Consider the following 14,102-nt stretch of genomic DNA (forward strand, 5'->3'; position numbering starts at 1 on the left):
CTGCCCAGCCCAGCATCCGGCCCCGGCCCCGCCGTCGGCAACTCAGGACTCTTGTCGCCTCGCCGCGCGCCAGCCCGCCGATCCGCGACCGTTCTCCTGAGTTGCCGACAGGCGCCCGTCCACACCCGCATCCATGCCGACCTCGGCTCCGAACTCGGCCCCGGCCCCGGCCCCGGCCCGCAGTCGGCAACTCAGGACTCCTGCGGGCCCAGCACCGCTCGGACCGCTGCACGACGACACCAGCCAGGAATTGCCGACTCGAGACCCGCGACACACGACCAGTGACTTCAGGGACCGTGGAGGGGCGGGAACTGAGGAGAAAGGCTCCTGCTCGGACGGCCCCGCTGTCGGCAACTCAGGACTCCTGTCGCCTCGCGGTGCGTCAGCCGCGCTGTTCGCAACCGTTCTCCTGAGTTGCCGACAAGCGCCCGTTCACACCGGCCTAGACGTCGCCCCCGGCACCGGCAGTCCGAGCCGAACTCGGGCCCGGCCCCGCCGTCGGCAACTCAGGACTCCTGTGCGCTCAGCACCGCTCAGACCGCTGCACGACGACACCAGCCAGGAATTGCCGACTCGAGACCCGCGACATACGCCCCGCGACCGCGACCTGTGACGTCAGCGGCAGAGGCAGCGGCGGCGAAGGGGCGGTAACCCAGGAGCACGTGCCGCTTTGGGCATGTTCACGCCCGAAGCGCACCAAGAGGCTTGAGTTGCTGACCGAGGACGGCCGCAGCAGCCCAAGGTGACGCCCCCGTCAGGGCGGCAGGCAGCCGCGGCGGTCAGATGAGCTTCGAGTGGCGGACGCCGGCCTCGTGGTAGCCACGTTTGCGGTAGAAGCGGTTGGCCGAGTCGGTGGCCGCTGCCGAGACGGCGTTGAGCACGCGTGCCTGGTGGCCCCGGGCCCACGACTCGAAGTGGCCGAGCAGGTACGAGCCGACACCGTCGCGACGAGCCTCGGCCGACACCACGAGCAACAGCAGCTCGGCGGTCGGGGCGTCGTCGTTGTACGCCCACACGACGTGTCCGCCGGCGACCGCCGTGATGCGCCCGTCGTCACCGCGCACGACCCACGTCTCGTGGCCTGCGTCGGCCGTCAAGCGGGCCAGACGAGCAGAGAGCACGTCGGTGTCGAGCGTGTAGCCGAGCAGGCCGATCAACGACACGAGGTCGTCCAGGTCGCTGGTCGTCGGGATGCCGAGGGGCTGCACCGGTGCGGTCATGTCACGACGCTAGCGCAGCGTGAGACGTGTGACGACCGGGCTGCCCGGAGGCCGCGGCTAGCGGTGGGCGGACTGCAGCTCGCGCAGGCGAGCGAGCACCGTGGCGCGCAGGTCTTCGGGTGCCGTCTCGCGGCAGGCACGCTGGACGGCCTCGGTCAGCACGACGCCGACCTTGTGCTCACCCGAGCAGTCGCCGCAGTTCGCCATGTGTTCTCGGATGTCGGCCGCGTCCTCGCGGCACAACTCGTTGTGCAGGTAGTCCTCGAGTTCGGCCTTGGCCTTGGTGCAACCACAGTCGGTCATTTCTTTGCGCCCTTCGACGAGCCGACGGGGACGGCGATGCCACGATCGCGTGCGTAGTCGGCGAGGAGTTCACGGAGCAGGCGACGGCCGCGGTGCAGGCGGCTCATCACGGTGCCCACGGGGGTCTTCATGATGTCGGCGATCTCTTGGTACGAGAAGCCTTCGACGTCCGCGAAGTACACGGCCATGCGGAAGTCTTCGGGGACCTTCTGCAGGGCGTCCTTCACGGCGCTGTCGGGGAGGTGGTCGATCGCCTCGGCCTCGGCCGAGCGGGTCGAGCCGGAGGCGCGGGTCGCCGACTCGGCGCCGCCCATCTGCCAGTCTTCCAACTCGTCGATCGTGCCCTGGTAGGGGTCGCGCTGCTTCTTGCGGTACGTGTTGATGAACGTGTTGGTCTGGATGCGGTAGAGCCAGGCCTTCAGGTTGGTGCCCTGCTGGAACTGCGCGAACGCCGCGTAGGCCTTGACGAACGTCTCTTGGACGAGGTCGCTGGCGTCGGCCGGGTTGCGCGTCATGCGCATGCCCGCGGCGTAGAGCTGATCCATGAACGGAAGCGCCTGCTCTTCGAACAGGGCGCGCTTCTCGGCGTCGGCGTCGACGGCCTCGAGGGCGGCGTCGACGTCGGCCTCGGTCGGTTCGACGGCGGCAACGGTCGGTGTGGGCTCGTGGCCCTCGGGGGTGCTCATCAGGGCCGATTCTAGTTCGGCGACGGTGATTTCCCTCGGTGCTAGTGCGACAGGCACAGGTCCTCCAGGTTCTTGCTGCATTACTGTGGTGAACCGATGCAGGTGTACAGGTATTCCGGGCCCGAGTTCTCCCCCTACGGCGACGGAAGGGTTCCCGAGGTCGACGAGGGGCGCTGGGTGGCGCCCACCGCCTCCGGACCGTTGCGCGCCTCCTCGTCCCTGCCCGGGTCGAAGTCGTTGACGAACCGCGAACTGGTGCTCTCGGCGCTGGCGTCGTCGCCCTCGACGCTGCGCCTGCCGCTGCACTCCCGCGACACGGCGCTGATGATCGAGGCGCTCAAGGCGTTGGGCACGACGGTCACCGAGTTCCCCAACGACTCCCCCTTCGGCCCCGACCTGGTCGTCACACCGGGCGAGCTGCAGGGCGGGGCGACGATCGACTGCGGCCTGGCCGGCACGGTCATGCGGTTCCTGCCCCCGGTCGCGGCACTCGCCCTCGGCCCGGTCACGTTCGACGGCGACGCCAGCGCCCGCAAGCGCCCGATGCGCACGACGATCGACGCCCTGCGCGCCCTCGGCGTCGAGGTGAACGACGACGGGCGGGGTGCACTGCCGTTCAGCCTGTACGGCACCGGCGAGGTCGAGGGCGGCGACGTCGAGATCGACGCCTCCGCCTCGAGCCAGTTCGTCTCGGGTCTGCTGCTCTCGGCCGCCCGCCTCGAGCGCGGCCTCACCCTGACCCACACCGGCGAACGCCTGCCGAGCCTGCCGCACATCGAGATGACGATCGACGCGCTCGCGCAGCGCGGGGTCGAGGTCGCGTCGCCGGCCGTCGGCACCTGGATCGTGCCGCCGACGCCCATCGAGGGGCGCGAGGTCGTCATCGAGCCCGACCTGTCGAACGCGGCGCCGTTCCTCGTGGCCGCCCTGGTCGCGGGCGGCACCGTCTCCATCGCGCACTGGCCCGCCGACACGACCCAGGTCGGGGCCGACCTGATCGACCTGCTGCCGCTCTGGGGGGCGACCGTCACGCTCGACGGCGACACCCTCACCGTCGACGGCGGCGTGGGCCTCGTCGGCGGCGGCTCGCTGCCCGGCGTCGACGTCGACCTGTCCCGCGGAGGCGAGCTCGCTCCCGCGCTGGTCGCCCTCGCCGCCCTCGCCTCGGGCCCCAGCACGATCACCGGCATAGGCCACCTGCGCGGTCACGAGACGGACCGCCTCGCGGCCCTCGCGGCCGAGATCAACGCCATCGGAGGCGCGGTGACCGAACTCGAGGACGGCCTGCGCATCGAGCCGTCCCCGCTGCACGCGGGCCAGTGGCGCACCTACGAGGACCACCGCATGGCGACCGCCGCGGCGATCATCGGCCTGGCGGTCGAGGGCGTCGAGCTCGACGACGTCCGCGTCGTCGCCAAGACGCTGCCGCAGTTCGTCGAGCTGTGGGACGAGATGCTCGGCCGCACCGTCCCTCGGAGCCCCGCCGACATCGACCTGCTCGGGTTCCTCTAGGCGCCGGGCCGACGACGATGAGCGGGGCACGGCACGGAACGAGCGAGGCACGGTCGACGATGAGCGAGGCACGATGAGCTGGTGGAGCGACGGCGACGACGCCGACGACGAGCGCGAGTACGGCGAGTACGACGAGAGCTCGGTGCGGGTGCGCCCGAACCCCAAGGGCAACAAGCCGCGAACCAAGCAGCGTCCGGCCTACGCGAACGCCGAGGAGGGGGTCGTCTGGACGGTCGACCGCGGCCGCTACGGCGTGCTGATGGACGCCGGCACCCCCGACGAGCGCGAGATCACGACGGCCAGGGCGCGTGAGCTCGGCAAGAAGAGCGTCGTGACCGGCGACCGCGTCGGCGTCGTCGGCGACACGAGCGGCTCCGAGGGGTCGCTCGCGCGCATCGTCAAGGTTCAGGAGCGCACGACCCTGCTGCGGCGCAGTGCCGACGACAGCGACGCCGTCGAGCGCGTCATCGTCGCCAACGCCGACCAGATGTTGATCGTCGTGGCGGCCGCCGACCCCGAACCCCGGCCCCGCCTGGTCGACCGCTACATGGTCGCGGCGTTCGACGCCGGGGTCGAGCCGATCCTCTGCATCACCAAGACCGACCTCGCCGACCCGGCGCCGTTCGCGGCGCACTTCTCGTGCTTCGACCTGCGCATCGTCACGACGACGTCGACCTCGTTCGACGAGGTCGCGCCCGGCGGGCAGGTCTCCCCCGCGCTCGACGAGCTGCGCGGCGTCCTCGACGGGCACGTCACGGTCACGGTCGGTCACTCGGGCGTCGGCAAGTCCACCCTCGTGAACGCGCTGACGGGGTCGCGACGCGAAGTCGGCGTGGTCAACGCGGTCACCGGGCGCGGACGGCACACGTCGTCGTCGACGGTGTCGTTCAAGGTGCCGACCGGTGGCTGGATCGTCGACACCCCCGGTGTGCGGTCGTTCGGGCTGGGCCACGTCGACCCCGAGAACATCCTCAAGTCGTTCGCGGCGCACGCGATCCCGGCCGAGGGCGAGCCGGTCGACGGCATCCCGCTGGCCGAGGCCCACGACTGGGAGATCGTCGACCGCATCGAGGCCGGCGAGCTCGGCGACGTCGGCCGCGAACGGCTCGAGTCGCTGCAGTCGCTGCCCGCGTCCAAGGGCGGCGTGAGCGCGCGCGACCACCCCGCGGCTGCCGCCGCCGCCCGCAGCGCCGAGCTCGGCTAGAACGCTGCTGCGTCGCACCGCGTTTCGTGCAGCGCACCGGGACTAGGCGCGGTGCCGTGCACGAAACGCGGTGCGATGACGTCCGGGGCCCGCCCGGGCCGGGAGCAGGAGGCGCGGGCCGGTCAGGCGAGCGGCGCGCGGACGAGCAGGGCGGGCTGGGTACGCTGACGGGGTGACCGATGCTGCCGAGCCGACCCGCGCCTCCTCGTCCCCTGTCGGACCCGATTCGGGCGCCGATCCCGGAGCGAACGCCGAACGCAGCGCCGTCACGAAGCCGGCGAGTACCTCGCCGTGGGCGGACGACCTGGCGCTCGCGCTCGAGCTGGCCGACCTGGCCGACGCGATCAGCACCGAGCGGTACCGGTCGGCCGACCTGCACGTGTCGCTCAAGCCCGACCGGTCGCACGTGACCGACGCCGACCAGGCCGTCGAGCGGGCGATCCGCGAGCGGGTCGCCGCCGCCCGCCCCGACGACACCTTCTACGGCGAGGAGTACGGCCACGACGCTCCCTCGCACCGCCAGTGGGTGGTCGACCCGATCGACGGCACGGCGAACTTCCTGCGCGGGGTCCCGGTCTGGGCGGCGCTGATCTCGCTCGTCGTGGACGGGGTGCCCGTGGTGGGTGTCGTGAGTGCTCCGGCGCTCGGGCGACGCTGGTGGGCGACGCAGGGCGGCGGGGCGTTCTCGACCGAGCACGACGGGCCGTTGCGGGTGTCGGGCGTGCGCGACCTGGCCGACGCCTCGTTGAGCTTCAACGGGCTCGAGTACTGGATCGACGCCGGACGCCTGCCGCAGCTGCTCGACCTGACGGGCAAGGTCTGGCGGACGCGGGCGTACGGCGACTTCTGGTCGTACATGCTCGTCGCCGAGGGCGCACTCGACATCGCGGGCGAGTTCGACCTGCAGCCCTACGACATGGCGGCCGTGGCCGTCGTCGTCGAGGAGGCCGGCGGACGCTTCACCAGCGCCGACGGACAGCCGGGGCCCTGGCACGGCACCGCGCTGGCGACGAACGGACTGCTGCACGAGAGCGTCCTCGGGATCGTGGCCGCGCCTTCTGCCTGAACCGAGGTCGAGCTCACGCCGCCACGAGATGAACACGCCGCCACGTTGTCGCGTGGCGGCTTGGCACGTCGTGGCGCGATGCCGCGGCCGAGGTTCATCCCTCCGACGGAGGGCGACTCAGCCCTGCGCTTATGTTCACGCAACACCCGGCCCGCTTGACTGGTCGCACGACGTCACCGGCTCCGTCAGGAGCACCGAGCATCTCGGGCAGGGACGCCAGGGGCTCCGCCGCCCGTCTCCCTGTGACGGGCGGCCGGGCCCCGCCAACCGCCTCACCAGCCGATCGAAAGGCCCACCATGTTCGTCACGCCCGCCGCCTCCGTCTCCGCCACCGCCAGCACCGCCGCCGGCTCGGTCGACCCCGCGTCGATCGCCCTGTCGGGCACGCGTCAGGTCGACGTCACGAGCTACGTCGTCGAGGCCTTCGCGCGCCTCTGACCTGCGGGGGCACGCGACCCCAGGAGGCGCGTCTCACCGAGGAGGCGCGTCTCACGCAGGAGGCGCGGGTCACCCCGACGACGTGGGTCACCGAGGAGGCCATGGTCACCGGCCGACGATGGTCACCGACTACGCAGCAGCAGCCTCGGCCCCGTCGCCCACGCGCCCCTTCTTGCGAGCCCGCAGGTCCATCAGCCCGAGCACGAGCGCCACGGACACCAGGGCGATCGTGACGAAGAACCCGTTGCGGTAGGCCTCGTGGTGGATGTCGAGGTCGGCGCCCTCCGCTCCCCCGGCCCCGGCGATGACCGAGTAGAACGTCGAGCCCGCAGCCGCCGTGCCGATGGCCGTGCCGGCGCGCTGACCCACCTGTCCCATCGAGCCGGCGGCGCCGCCCATCTCGCGGGCCCCTCGGCCAGCGGGAGCGTCGGGTGCGGCGAGATGACGAAGCCACCGCCGGTGCCGGCGATCAGCATGCCGATGCCCATGGCGTACGGCGTGATGTCGCGTGGTGTGAGCACGGCTGCGAGCAGCAGGGCGACGAAGCCCACCGCGACCAGGATCAGCCCGAGCACGACCAGGCTGCGACCGAAGCGGTCGACGAGGCGTCCGCCGTAGAACGCGGCGACGGCGCTGGTCAGGGCGAACGGGATGGTGACCATGCCGGCGTAGACGGGCTCGAGGCCCAGGCCCTGCTGCAGGTACAGCGTCGTCAGCAGGAAGGTCGCCGGCAGGGCGCAGAAGTAGACCGTGGCGATCAGGGTGCCGTTGCGGTACGACGCGAGCGAGAACAGGCTGAAGTGCACGACCGGTGACTTGCCGCGGGCTTTGTAGCGCTGCTCCCACCAGACGAAGGCGGCACCGAACGCGACGAAGCCGATCAAGAAGAGCCAGCGCAGCGGGTCGTCGCCCTGGCCGGTGGTCAGCACGAACGGCAGCATGAGGGTGAAGATCGTCAGGCCGAGCAGCACGATGCCGAACAGGTCGAGCTCGTTGTGGCCGTTCGAGGCCGTGCGGGTCTTCGGCAGCAGCTTGAGGGCGAAGAAGATGGCGATCAGGCCGAGCGGGATGTTCATCCAGAACAGCAGGCGCCAGCCGTCCTCCGGGCCGCCGATCGCGATGAGCAGGCCGCCGAGGGTCGGGCCGAACGCCGTGCTGACGCCGATGATGGCACCGAAGAAACCGAAGGCGCGGCCGCGCTCCTTGCCCTGGAAGAGCTCCTGGATGAGCCCGAGCACCTGCGGCATCTGGATGCCGGCGGCGACGCCCTGCAGGATGCGGGCGGCGACCAGCAGCTCGATGGTCGGGGCGAGGGCGCAGAGCAGGCTGGCGACGGTGAACGAGGTCAGGCCGATGACGAACATCATGCGGCGCGACTTGAGGTCGCCGAGACGGCCGGACGGCACGAGCGAGAGACCGAACGCCAGCGCGTAACCGGCGACGATCAGCTGCAGGGCGGTGGGCCCGGCGCCGAGCGAGGCCTCGATGCTGGGCAGGCCGACGTTGACCTTCGACAGGTCGAGTATCGTCAGGGCGGCGACGCCGACGCACACGGCGAACGCGCGCCACTTCCGGCGTTCCTCGTCGGAGCGGGCGGCGCGGCCGTGGCCGGAGGCGGGGCGGGCGGCGTCGGCGCCGCCGGGGGCAGAGGTGTCGGATGTCTTCGTCATGGGATCGTTCCGTCATACACCTTGCACAGCATGCAACGACGCGAGTGGCTGCGGAACGCGGGTGGCCCGGTGGGCCGACCCGCGCCTCCTGGGCTCTGTCGGTCGAGGGGACCGAGAGCCGAGGAGGCGCGGGTGGCGACGACCGCTAGGCCGCCTTGATCAGGTCGTTCGGGTTCAGGACGTACTTCGTGGCGGCGCCCTTGTCGAACTCGGCGTAGCCGCGCGGGGCGTCCGCGAGGCTGATCGCCTGGGCGTGGACGTTCTTCGCGATGCTCGTGCGGTCGTGGAGGATCGCCATCATCAGCTGTCGGTTGTACTTCATCACCGGGCACTGGCCCGTGGTGAACGACAGCGACTTGGCCCAGCCGGTGCCGAGACTGAGCGACAGCGAGCCCTTCTGGGCGGCCTCGTCGACTCCGCCCGGGTCGCCGGTGACGTAGAGCCCCGGGATGCCGAGGGCGCCGCCCGCCGCGGTGATGTCCATCAGCGAGTTGAGCACGGTGGCGGGCGCCTCGTCGCCCGATCCGCCGCCGTGCCCCTTGGCTTCGAAACCGACCGCGTCGATGCCGCAGTCGACGAGGGGTTCGCCGAGGATCTGGTCGATCTGGTCGGCGGGGTCGCCCTTGGTCAGGTCGACGGTCTCGCAGCCGAAGCTGCGGGCCTGGGCGAGGCGGTCGGCGTTCATGTCGCCGACGATGACGACGCTGGCTCCGAGCAGCAGGGCTCCGGTGGCGGCGGCGAGGCCGACGGGGCCGGCTCCGGCGACGTAGACGGTCGAGCCGACCTCGACGCCGGCGGTGACGGCGCCGTGGAAGCCGGTCGGGAAGATGTCGGAGAGCATCGCCAGGTCGAGGATCTTCTCCATGGCCTGGTCGGCGTCCGGGAACTTCAGCAGGTTCCAGTCGGCGTAGGGCACGAGCACGTACTCGGCCTGGCCGCCGACCCAGCCGCCCATGTCGACGTAGCCGTAGGCGCTGCCGGGACGGTCGGGGTTGACGTTGAGGCAGATGCCGGTCTTGCGCTCCTTGCAGTTGCGGCAGCGGCCGCAGGCGATGTTGAACGGCACCGAGACGATGTCGCCGACCTTGATGAACTCGACGTCGGGGCCGACCTCGACGACCTCGCCGGTGATCTCGTGGCCGAGCACGAGGTTCGTCGGGGCGGTGGTGCGGCCGCGGACCATGTGCTGGTCGGAGCCGCAGATGTTGGTGGCGACCGTGCGCAGGATCGCGCCGTGGTTGACCTTGCGTCCGACGTTGGCCGGGTTGACGCCGGGGCCGTCCTTCAGCTCGAAGGTCGGGTAGTCGACGTCGATGACCTCGACCTGGCCGGGGCCCTTGTAGGCGACCGCGTGATTCGTTGCCATGGTGATCCTCCTTGATCACGTGCGAGCACGGGACGTGCCCGATCCCTCGCAGGCTATTGCCCGGGTCGGGCGGTGCGAGCGAATCACAGCGAGCGTTCAGGTGCGGGGCCGGGCCGCTAGCGTGGGGCGATGACCGCCCGCCGCCGCCGCGTCACCGCGGCCGTCGTGCTCGCGGTGTACCTGACCTGTCTGGTCGTCGCCCTCGGGGCCGTGACGGACGTGGCCCTGGTCGCGACCTTCGCCCGGGCGGCGGCCTCGACGATCGTGGGTGCGGCCCGCTCGGTGGGGCTGCTGACGCTGTCGGACGGCTTCGTCCAGGCCCTGGCCGTGAGCGCCGCCGTCGTGCCGGTGCTGCCCCTGGTTGCCCTGGCCGTGCCGCGGCGTCATCGCGGCACGGCAGGGGGCCTGGCGGCCGGCGCCGTGCTCGTGGCGAGCATCGTCGTGGCCGTCACGACGAGTGGTGACGCGTCCCTGAGCTCAGGAGGCGCGGGCGCGGTGGGCGGACGTCTCGCGTCGCTGCTGTGGGCGGCTGCGGTCGGGCTGACGCTCGGGCTGCTCGTGGCGCGTGCGGCGGTCGTCGTCGGGACGCCGACCCCGCTCGGCACCCCGGAACGGAAGGTGCGGGCGGGGGCGATCGCGGCCGCCGTGGTCTATGCCCTCGTGCTGGCGTCGATCGCGTTCACGGCCCGGCCGGTCGACGAGGGCTTCGGTCCGACCCTGCAGCGTGGGCTCGACGTGCTGCACAGCATCGGCGTGCCGGTGTGGGTGGACTACTCGACGGTCGAGTTCACGGCCAACATCGCCCTGTTCGTGCCGCTGGGCGTGGTGGTCGTGTTGCTCGTCGGCCTCGACCGCTGGTGGTGGGGCGCCGTGGCCGGCTTCGTGGCCAGTGCGACGATCGAGCTCGGCCAGCTGGTGTTCCTGCCCGGTCGGTTCGCCTCGGCCGACGACGTGGTGGCCAACACGACCGGAGCAGTCATCGGCGCCCTGGTCGGGGTCGTCGTGCTCGACGTCGTACACCGACTGGCCGCCGTTCGACGCTGACGCCGCCGGTGGCGGGCTGTCGAACGGGGCAGCACAAGGAGAGCAGCGATCCGGCTGGGGCAGCAGTGGCTCCGACCCTCTCGCCGCGGCCCCATCCCACGACCTAAACACCTTCCGCACACACGAAGGCCCCGGGCTGATGCCCGGGGCCTTCGTGGTGAGAGCTGGTGTTACGCGTTGCTGCGCGCGCGACGCTGCAGGGTCAGGACGACCATGAGCGCGATGCCGAGCAGGACGGCGCCGGCGGCACCCCAGATGACGAGGGTGGGCACGGTCGAACCGGTGAAGGCCAGGCCGTCGTTGCCACCGACGGCGGCGTTGCCCGCGTCAGCTGCGACGACGGTCAGAGCCGAGGTGGCCAGCTGGCCCGACGACAGGCCGGTCGCGGTGAGCGAGTAAGTGCCACGGGCGTTGGCCGGCAGCGTGACGGTGACCGACGCAGCACCCGAGGCGGTGGCCGCCTTGGTGATGGTGACGGTCTCGATGGCGGCGAGGGTGACGCGGCCTTCGCCGGTCACGGCGACGCTCACGGTCTCACCGGGGGTGAACGTTCCTTCGGCGAAGGCGACGGCGACGGGCTGGCCCGGGGCGACACGGCCGCTGACCGTGACGTCGGTGGACGGTGCGTAGGCGCTGGCGGCGGTCGGGACGGCGAACAGCCCGACGACGATGAGCAGAGCGGTGGCTGCGAATTTCTTCATGTGTGATCCCCTGAGACGTTGGTTGGCGCCTCTTCAAGTTCCCCCTGCGGAAACTGGACGCTCCCTCAGCTTAGACGCGATTCACAGTTGATTTTTAGGGATTGTGTTTCGGTCCCGTGAACAGTTGGGGTCGATTCGATGCCGGGAATTGACGTCTCAGCGCTTCCCACCGCGTCGCCGCCGAGGAACTCGACACGCATCGTCGACGTTTGTCCTGGTGAGAGGGTCTTTTGATACTGGGTGACCGACAGTCCGGAGTCCGACGCCGTCTGCAGCCCGACCTCGGCACCGTCCTCGGCCGCCGCGACGAACACCCCCGCACTGGGGGCATAGATGCTCACGTTCGTGCTGATGTCACCCGCCGGCGTGCCGAGCTGACCGCCTCCGGTGACGTACTCGGGCAGTGACGTCGCCGCGTCGGCCGGGGCGTTGTTGGTCAGGGTCACGTCGACGACCCAGCTGGGCCTGCCGTCCTGCCGGCACACGGCCTGGCCGATCGAGATCTTGGTACCGAGGTAGTAGTCCATCTTCGAGGCGGTGCCGTCGTTGAAGTAGACGCCGAACTTCGGCTGGTGGGCCGTGCTCGTCGGCAGCTCGCCGGCCAGGGTCGTCTCGGCGATCCGGCTCTGTTCGGTGTCGTCGGCGCTCCACAGGTAGAGGCGGCGCTCCTCCCCCGCGCGCGCGAGTCCGGCGAGCAGGGCCGACGCGTCGAGGTTGCCCGAGGAGATGCTTGAGAAGACCGTTGCCGCGGCCCCGGCGAAGAAGTCGTCCTGCTGGGTCGGGTCGGAGTATCGCGAATAGGCCGTACTGAGGAGGATCGAGACGACGTTGTCCGAGGTCAGCACGTCACCGGTCGGCAGGGTGACGGGGCCGGTGGCCGTCAGGAGGTAGCTGAGGGCGACCGGGTCGATCGACAGCACGCCGTCGACTTCGGTGCCGAATTGCCGCTTCCACATCTCGCGGGCCAGCTGCGCGCTGAGCGGGAACTGCGGGGTGAGGTTGACGTCCTGGATGTACTGGCCCGTGATGGCGCCGTAGAGGCCCTGCGTCTCGACCGGCAAGGGCAGCACCGGAGCGTCCGCTCGGGGGAAGTCACCCGACGACGCCTGCTGGACGAGTGAGATCTTGCCGCCCTCGACCCGGAGCAAGGCGACGGCCCCGGGGATGCCGCCCGTCGCGCGGAGCTCGGCGTTGTTCTGAAACAGGACGAGATAGTCACGTGGGCCGTCCGCCCCCAGCATTCCGGGTGCCAGGTCGACCGCGCGGGCCACGACGTCGACCTGGGCGCTGGCACCACCCAAGACGTCAACGAGCTGGTCGACCGCGTCGGCCAGGGGCTCTATCAATCCCTTCCGGTCGATGCTCTCGGCGGACGACAACCCGCCCTTCAAAGATGCATCAGCCGACAGGACGTCCGGTCGGGCCTCCAGAAGGGGCTGAAGGTCGATGCCTGCCCCGTCCGGAGTGAACTGCTTCACATCCAGACGGCCTGCGACATGGACGACGGGCGTGACAGCATCGTCGGTGATGTCGGTCAGGATCGTGGTGACATCTCGAAGAGCAGCCAGGTTGCGCCCGGCCCATGGAAGGGACTCCGCTGCCGCCCAGATCGGGTCGCCCGTCAGGCCTTCGGCGGCATGGACTTCGTCATGCAGACGCGAGACCGCGGTCTCCGCTCCACCGGTGTCAGCCGCGAGCACCGCTGCCTGGGCTTCACGCGCCGCAGTGGCCGCCGAGTCGAGATGGCGGACTGCCAACCCTCCTCGGATGCCGATCCACGCACCTGCGCACAGAACGAGGAAGAGGCCTGCCACGAGGACCCAGAGGACGGTCCTTCTCGGCGAGACGTCACGCGATGACACTCGACGCCCTGTCATGTTCACATCTAAGCAGAACCCCTGCCGCATCCCGTCTGCTCGGGCGAAGAGGCCAAACACCGCTACTTTGTTGAAGTATGGGGATGCGACGGACCAGAACGAGGGTGATAGCCGGCGCCGCCGTGGTGGTGGCGGTCGGCGTGGGTGCGGCGGCGGTGCCTTCCGTGCGCCATGAGTACAGACTTTGGCGGTCTTGCCTTGCGTCCGAAGGAATCGAAGCCCGAGTCGGTGACGCCCGGCTGGCGTCGATCGAGGGGGGCAGACCCCTTCTGGGCGTCATAGGCGATTCGTGGGCTCAAGGGGCGGAACTGCCGGACCCATTGGACGCCTTTCCCTACGACGTGGGCCTGATGACCGGAATGGACGTGTTGGTCGATGGAAAGCAGGGGACGGGCTTCCTAAATGCCGGACCTTGTAAGGACGACCCCATCCAGCCACGGTTGGCCACCATGCTCGAGACCCGGCCCGACGTCCTCGTGATCGCGCTCGGTCTCAACGATGCGGTCCTCGATGACGACGACGTCCACACTGCTGTCGACGACGCCTTCTCGACGATCGATGAGGACCGTCCCCGTCGAGTCATCGTCGTCGCGCCGTTCGACCCGCCTACGGCTCCCCACGCCCGTGTTCGTGACGTCGGCGCGTACCTCGAGGAGGCAAGTCTCCGATTCGATTTCGAGTACGTGTCCGTCAACGACACGCCTCTGACTTTTCTCGAGGACGGTATCCACCCCGACGAGGCCGGCCGGCAAATGGTCGCCTCTGAAGTCGCGGACGTGATCGGACGACCCGACTGATCGGGACGGTCAGAGGAGCCGAGCGGGGTTTCCAACCATTCGCCCATGATCGGGAACGTCGACGAGGACGACGGCGCCCGCACCGACCGCGCTTGAGTCCCCCAATCGGATGCCACCCAACACCAGGGACGCGGCTCCGAAGGTGACTCCGTCGCCGATGACGGGTGACGGGCCACCGTCATGTCGCGACCCGATGCAGACACCTTGCCGAAGCACCA

At 70.4% G+C, this 14,102-nt stretch carries 13 protein-coding genes; 6 read left to right on the plus strand and 7 right to left on the minus strand.

Going from position 1 to position 14,102, the window contains the following annotated elements:
* Window positions 1–779 precede the first annotated feature (779 nt).
* From AEQ27_RS13835 to AEQ27_RS13845, 3 genes are read right to left on the minus strand one after another with little or no spacing between them, the layout of a single operon-like run.
* A complete protein-coding gene (locus tag AEQ27_RS13835) occupies window positions 780–1,220 on the minus strand; it encodes a GNAT family N-acetyltransferase (RefSeq protein ID WP_054147198.1) in 441 nt (146 codons plus the stop codon).
* A gap of 57 nt (window positions 1,221–1,277) precedes the next feature.
* Window positions 1,278–1,523 carry a zf-HC2 domain-containing protein gene (locus tag AEQ27_RS13840; protein WP_043593711.1) on the minus strand — a complete coding sequence of 82 codons (246 nt, stop codon included), beginning with the start codon at window positions 1,521–1,523 and terminating at the stop codon, window positions 1,278–1,280.
* Window positions 1,520–2,209 carry a sigma-70 family RNA polymerase sigma factor gene (locus AEQ27_RS13845; RefSeq protein WP_054147199.1) on the minus strand — a complete coding sequence of 230 codons (690 nt, stop codon included), beginning with the start codon at window positions 2,207–2,209 and terminating at the stop codon, window positions 1,520–1,522. Before AEQ27_RS13845 ends, AEQ27_RS13840 begins: the two co-directional genes overlap by 4 nt.
* Before the next feature lie 96 nt (window positions 2,210–2,305).
* Here AEQ27_RS13845 and aroA point away from each other — a divergent pair, with 96 nt between their 5' ends.
* The 4 genes from aroA to AEQ27_RS17880 all read left to right on the plus strand — a co-directional run bounded on the left by aroA (window position 2,306) and on the right by AEQ27_RS17880 (window position 6,429).
* Window positions 2,306–3,721, plus strand: coding sequence for a 3-phosphoshikimate 1-carboxyvinyltransferase (gene aroA, locus AEQ27_RS13850; RefSeq protein WP_054147200.1), 1,416 nt, complete (start codon window positions 2,306–2,308; stop codon window positions 3,719–3,721).
* A gap of 73 nt (window positions 3,722–3,794) precedes the next feature.
* Window positions 3,795–4,925: a ribosome small subunit-dependent GTPase A gene (gene rsgA / locus AEQ27_RS13855; protein ID WP_082383587.1), complete on the plus strand. Its 1,131-nt coding sequence runs from the start codon at window positions 3,795–3,797 to the stop codon at window positions 4,923–4,925.
* 304 nt (window positions 4,926–5,229) lie between these two features.
* Window positions 5,230–5,991 (plus strand): inositol monophosphatase family protein, encoded by a 762-nt coding sequence (locus tag AEQ27_RS13860; protein ID WP_054147215.1) that lies wholly within the window; start codon window positions 5,230–5,232, stop codon window positions 5,989–5,991.
* A 297-nt stretch (window positions 5,992–6,288) separates the two neighbouring features.
* Entirely contained in the window at window positions 6,289–6,429 is a 141-nt protein-coding gene (locus AEQ27_RS17880; RefSeq protein WP_161805550.1) for a hypothetical protein, read from the plus strand.
* A 191-nt stretch (window positions 6,430–6,620) separates the two neighbouring features.
* On the opposite strand, the gene AEQ27_RS13865 is transcribed toward AEQ27_RS17880, so the two are convergent.
* Both AEQ27_RS13865 and fdhA read right to left on the minus strand, forming a co-directional pair.
* Window positions 6,621–8,099, minus strand: coding sequence for an MFS transporter (locus AEQ27_RS13865; protein ID WP_235451101.1), 1,479 nt, complete (start codon window positions 8,097–8,099; stop codon window positions 6,621–6,623).
* 145 nt (window positions 8,100–8,244) lie between these two features.
* Window positions 8,245–9,465 (minus strand): formaldehyde dehydrogenase, glutathione-independent, encoded by a 1,221-nt coding sequence (gene fdhA, locus AEQ27_RS13870; protein ID WP_043593702.1) that lies wholly within the window; start codon window positions 9,463–9,465, stop codon window positions 8,245–8,247.
* 129 nt (window positions 9,466–9,594) lie between these two features.
* Between fdhA and AEQ27_RS13875 the strand changes: the two genes are divergently transcribed.
* Window positions 9,595–10,509 (plus strand): VanZ family protein, encoded by a 915-nt coding sequence (locus AEQ27_RS13875; protein ID WP_054147201.1) that lies wholly within the window; start codon window positions 9,595–9,597, stop codon window positions 10,507–10,509.
* 170 nt (window positions 10,510–10,679) lie between these two features.
* Here AEQ27_RS13875 and AEQ27_RS13880 read toward each other — a convergent pair whose 3' ends face one another.
* Together AEQ27_RS13880 and AEQ27_RS13885 are read right to left on the minus strand one after the other, a co-directional pair.
* On the minus strand, window positions 10,680–11,210 hold the full coding sequence (locus AEQ27_RS13880) for a hypothetical protein (protein ID WP_054147202.1): 531 nt from the start codon (window positions 11,208–11,210) through the stop codon (window positions 10,680–10,682).
* A gap of 65 nt (window positions 11,211–11,275) precedes the next feature.
* On the minus strand, window positions 11,276–12,967 hold the full coding sequence (locus tag AEQ27_RS13885; RefSeq protein ID WP_161805551.1) for a DUF4012 domain-containing protein: 1,692 nt from the start codon (window positions 12,965–12,967) through the stop codon (window positions 11,276–11,278).
* Between the two features lie 224 nt (window positions 12,968–13,191).
* On the opposite strand from AEQ27_RS13885, the gene AEQ27_RS13890 reads away from it, so the two are divergent.
* A complete protein-coding gene (locus AEQ27_RS13890; protein WP_161805552.1) occupies window positions 13,192–13,884 on the plus strand; it encodes an SGNH/GDSL hydrolase family protein in 693 nt (230 codons plus the stop codon).
* Window positions 13,885–14,102 lie beyond the last annotated feature (218 nt).

The organism is Frigoribacterium sp. RIT-PI-h (assembly GCF_001297205.1).
In the GTDB taxonomy this organism is placed as follows: domain Bacteria; phylum Actinomycetota; class Actinomycetes; order Actinomycetales; family Microbacteriaceae; genus Frigoribacterium.

Excerpts from the sequence above, each read along its gene's own strand:
- rsgA (WP_082383587.1), top strand. The coding sequence starts at position 3,795 with ATGAGCTGGTGGAGCGACGGCGACGACGCCGACGACGAGCGCGAGTAC.
- fdhA (WP_043593702.1), bottom strand. The coding sequence starts at position 9,465 with ATGGCAACGAATCACGCGGTCGCCTACAAGGGCCCCGGCCAGGTCGAG.
- AEQ27_RS13840 (WP_043593711.1), bottom strand. The coding sequence starts at position 1,523 with ATGACCGACTGTGGTTGCACCAAGGCCAAGGCCGAACTCGAGGACTAC.
- AEQ27_RS17880 (WP_161805550.1), top strand. The coding sequence starts at position 6,289 with ATGTTCGTCACGCCCGCCGCCTCCGTCTCCGCCACCGCCAGCACCGCC.
- AEQ27_RS13865 (WP_235451101.1), bottom strand. The coding sequence starts at position 8,099 with ATGACGAAGACATCCGACACCTCTGCCCCCGGCGGCGCCGACGCCGCC.
- AEQ27_RS13845 (WP_054147199.1), bottom strand. The coding sequence starts at position 2,209 with ATGAGCACCCCCGAGGGCCACGAGCCCACACCGACCGTTGCCGCCGTC.
- AEQ27_RS13880 (WP_054147202.1), bottom strand. The coding sequence starts at position 11,210 with ATGAAGAAATTCGCAGCCACCGCTCTGCTCATCGTCGTCGGGCTGTTC.
- aroA (WP_054147200.1), top strand. The coding sequence starts at position 2,306 with ATGCAGGTGTACAGGTATTCCGGGCCCGAGTTCTCCCCCTACGGCGAC.
- AEQ27_RS13875 (WP_054147201.1), top strand. The coding sequence starts at position 9,595 with ATGACCGCCCGCCGCCGCCGCGTCACCGCGGCCGTCGTGCTCGCGGTG.
- AEQ27_RS13835 (WP_054147198.1), bottom strand. The coding sequence starts at position 1,220 with ATGACCGCACCGGTGCAGCCCCTCGGCATCCCGACGACCAGCGACCTG.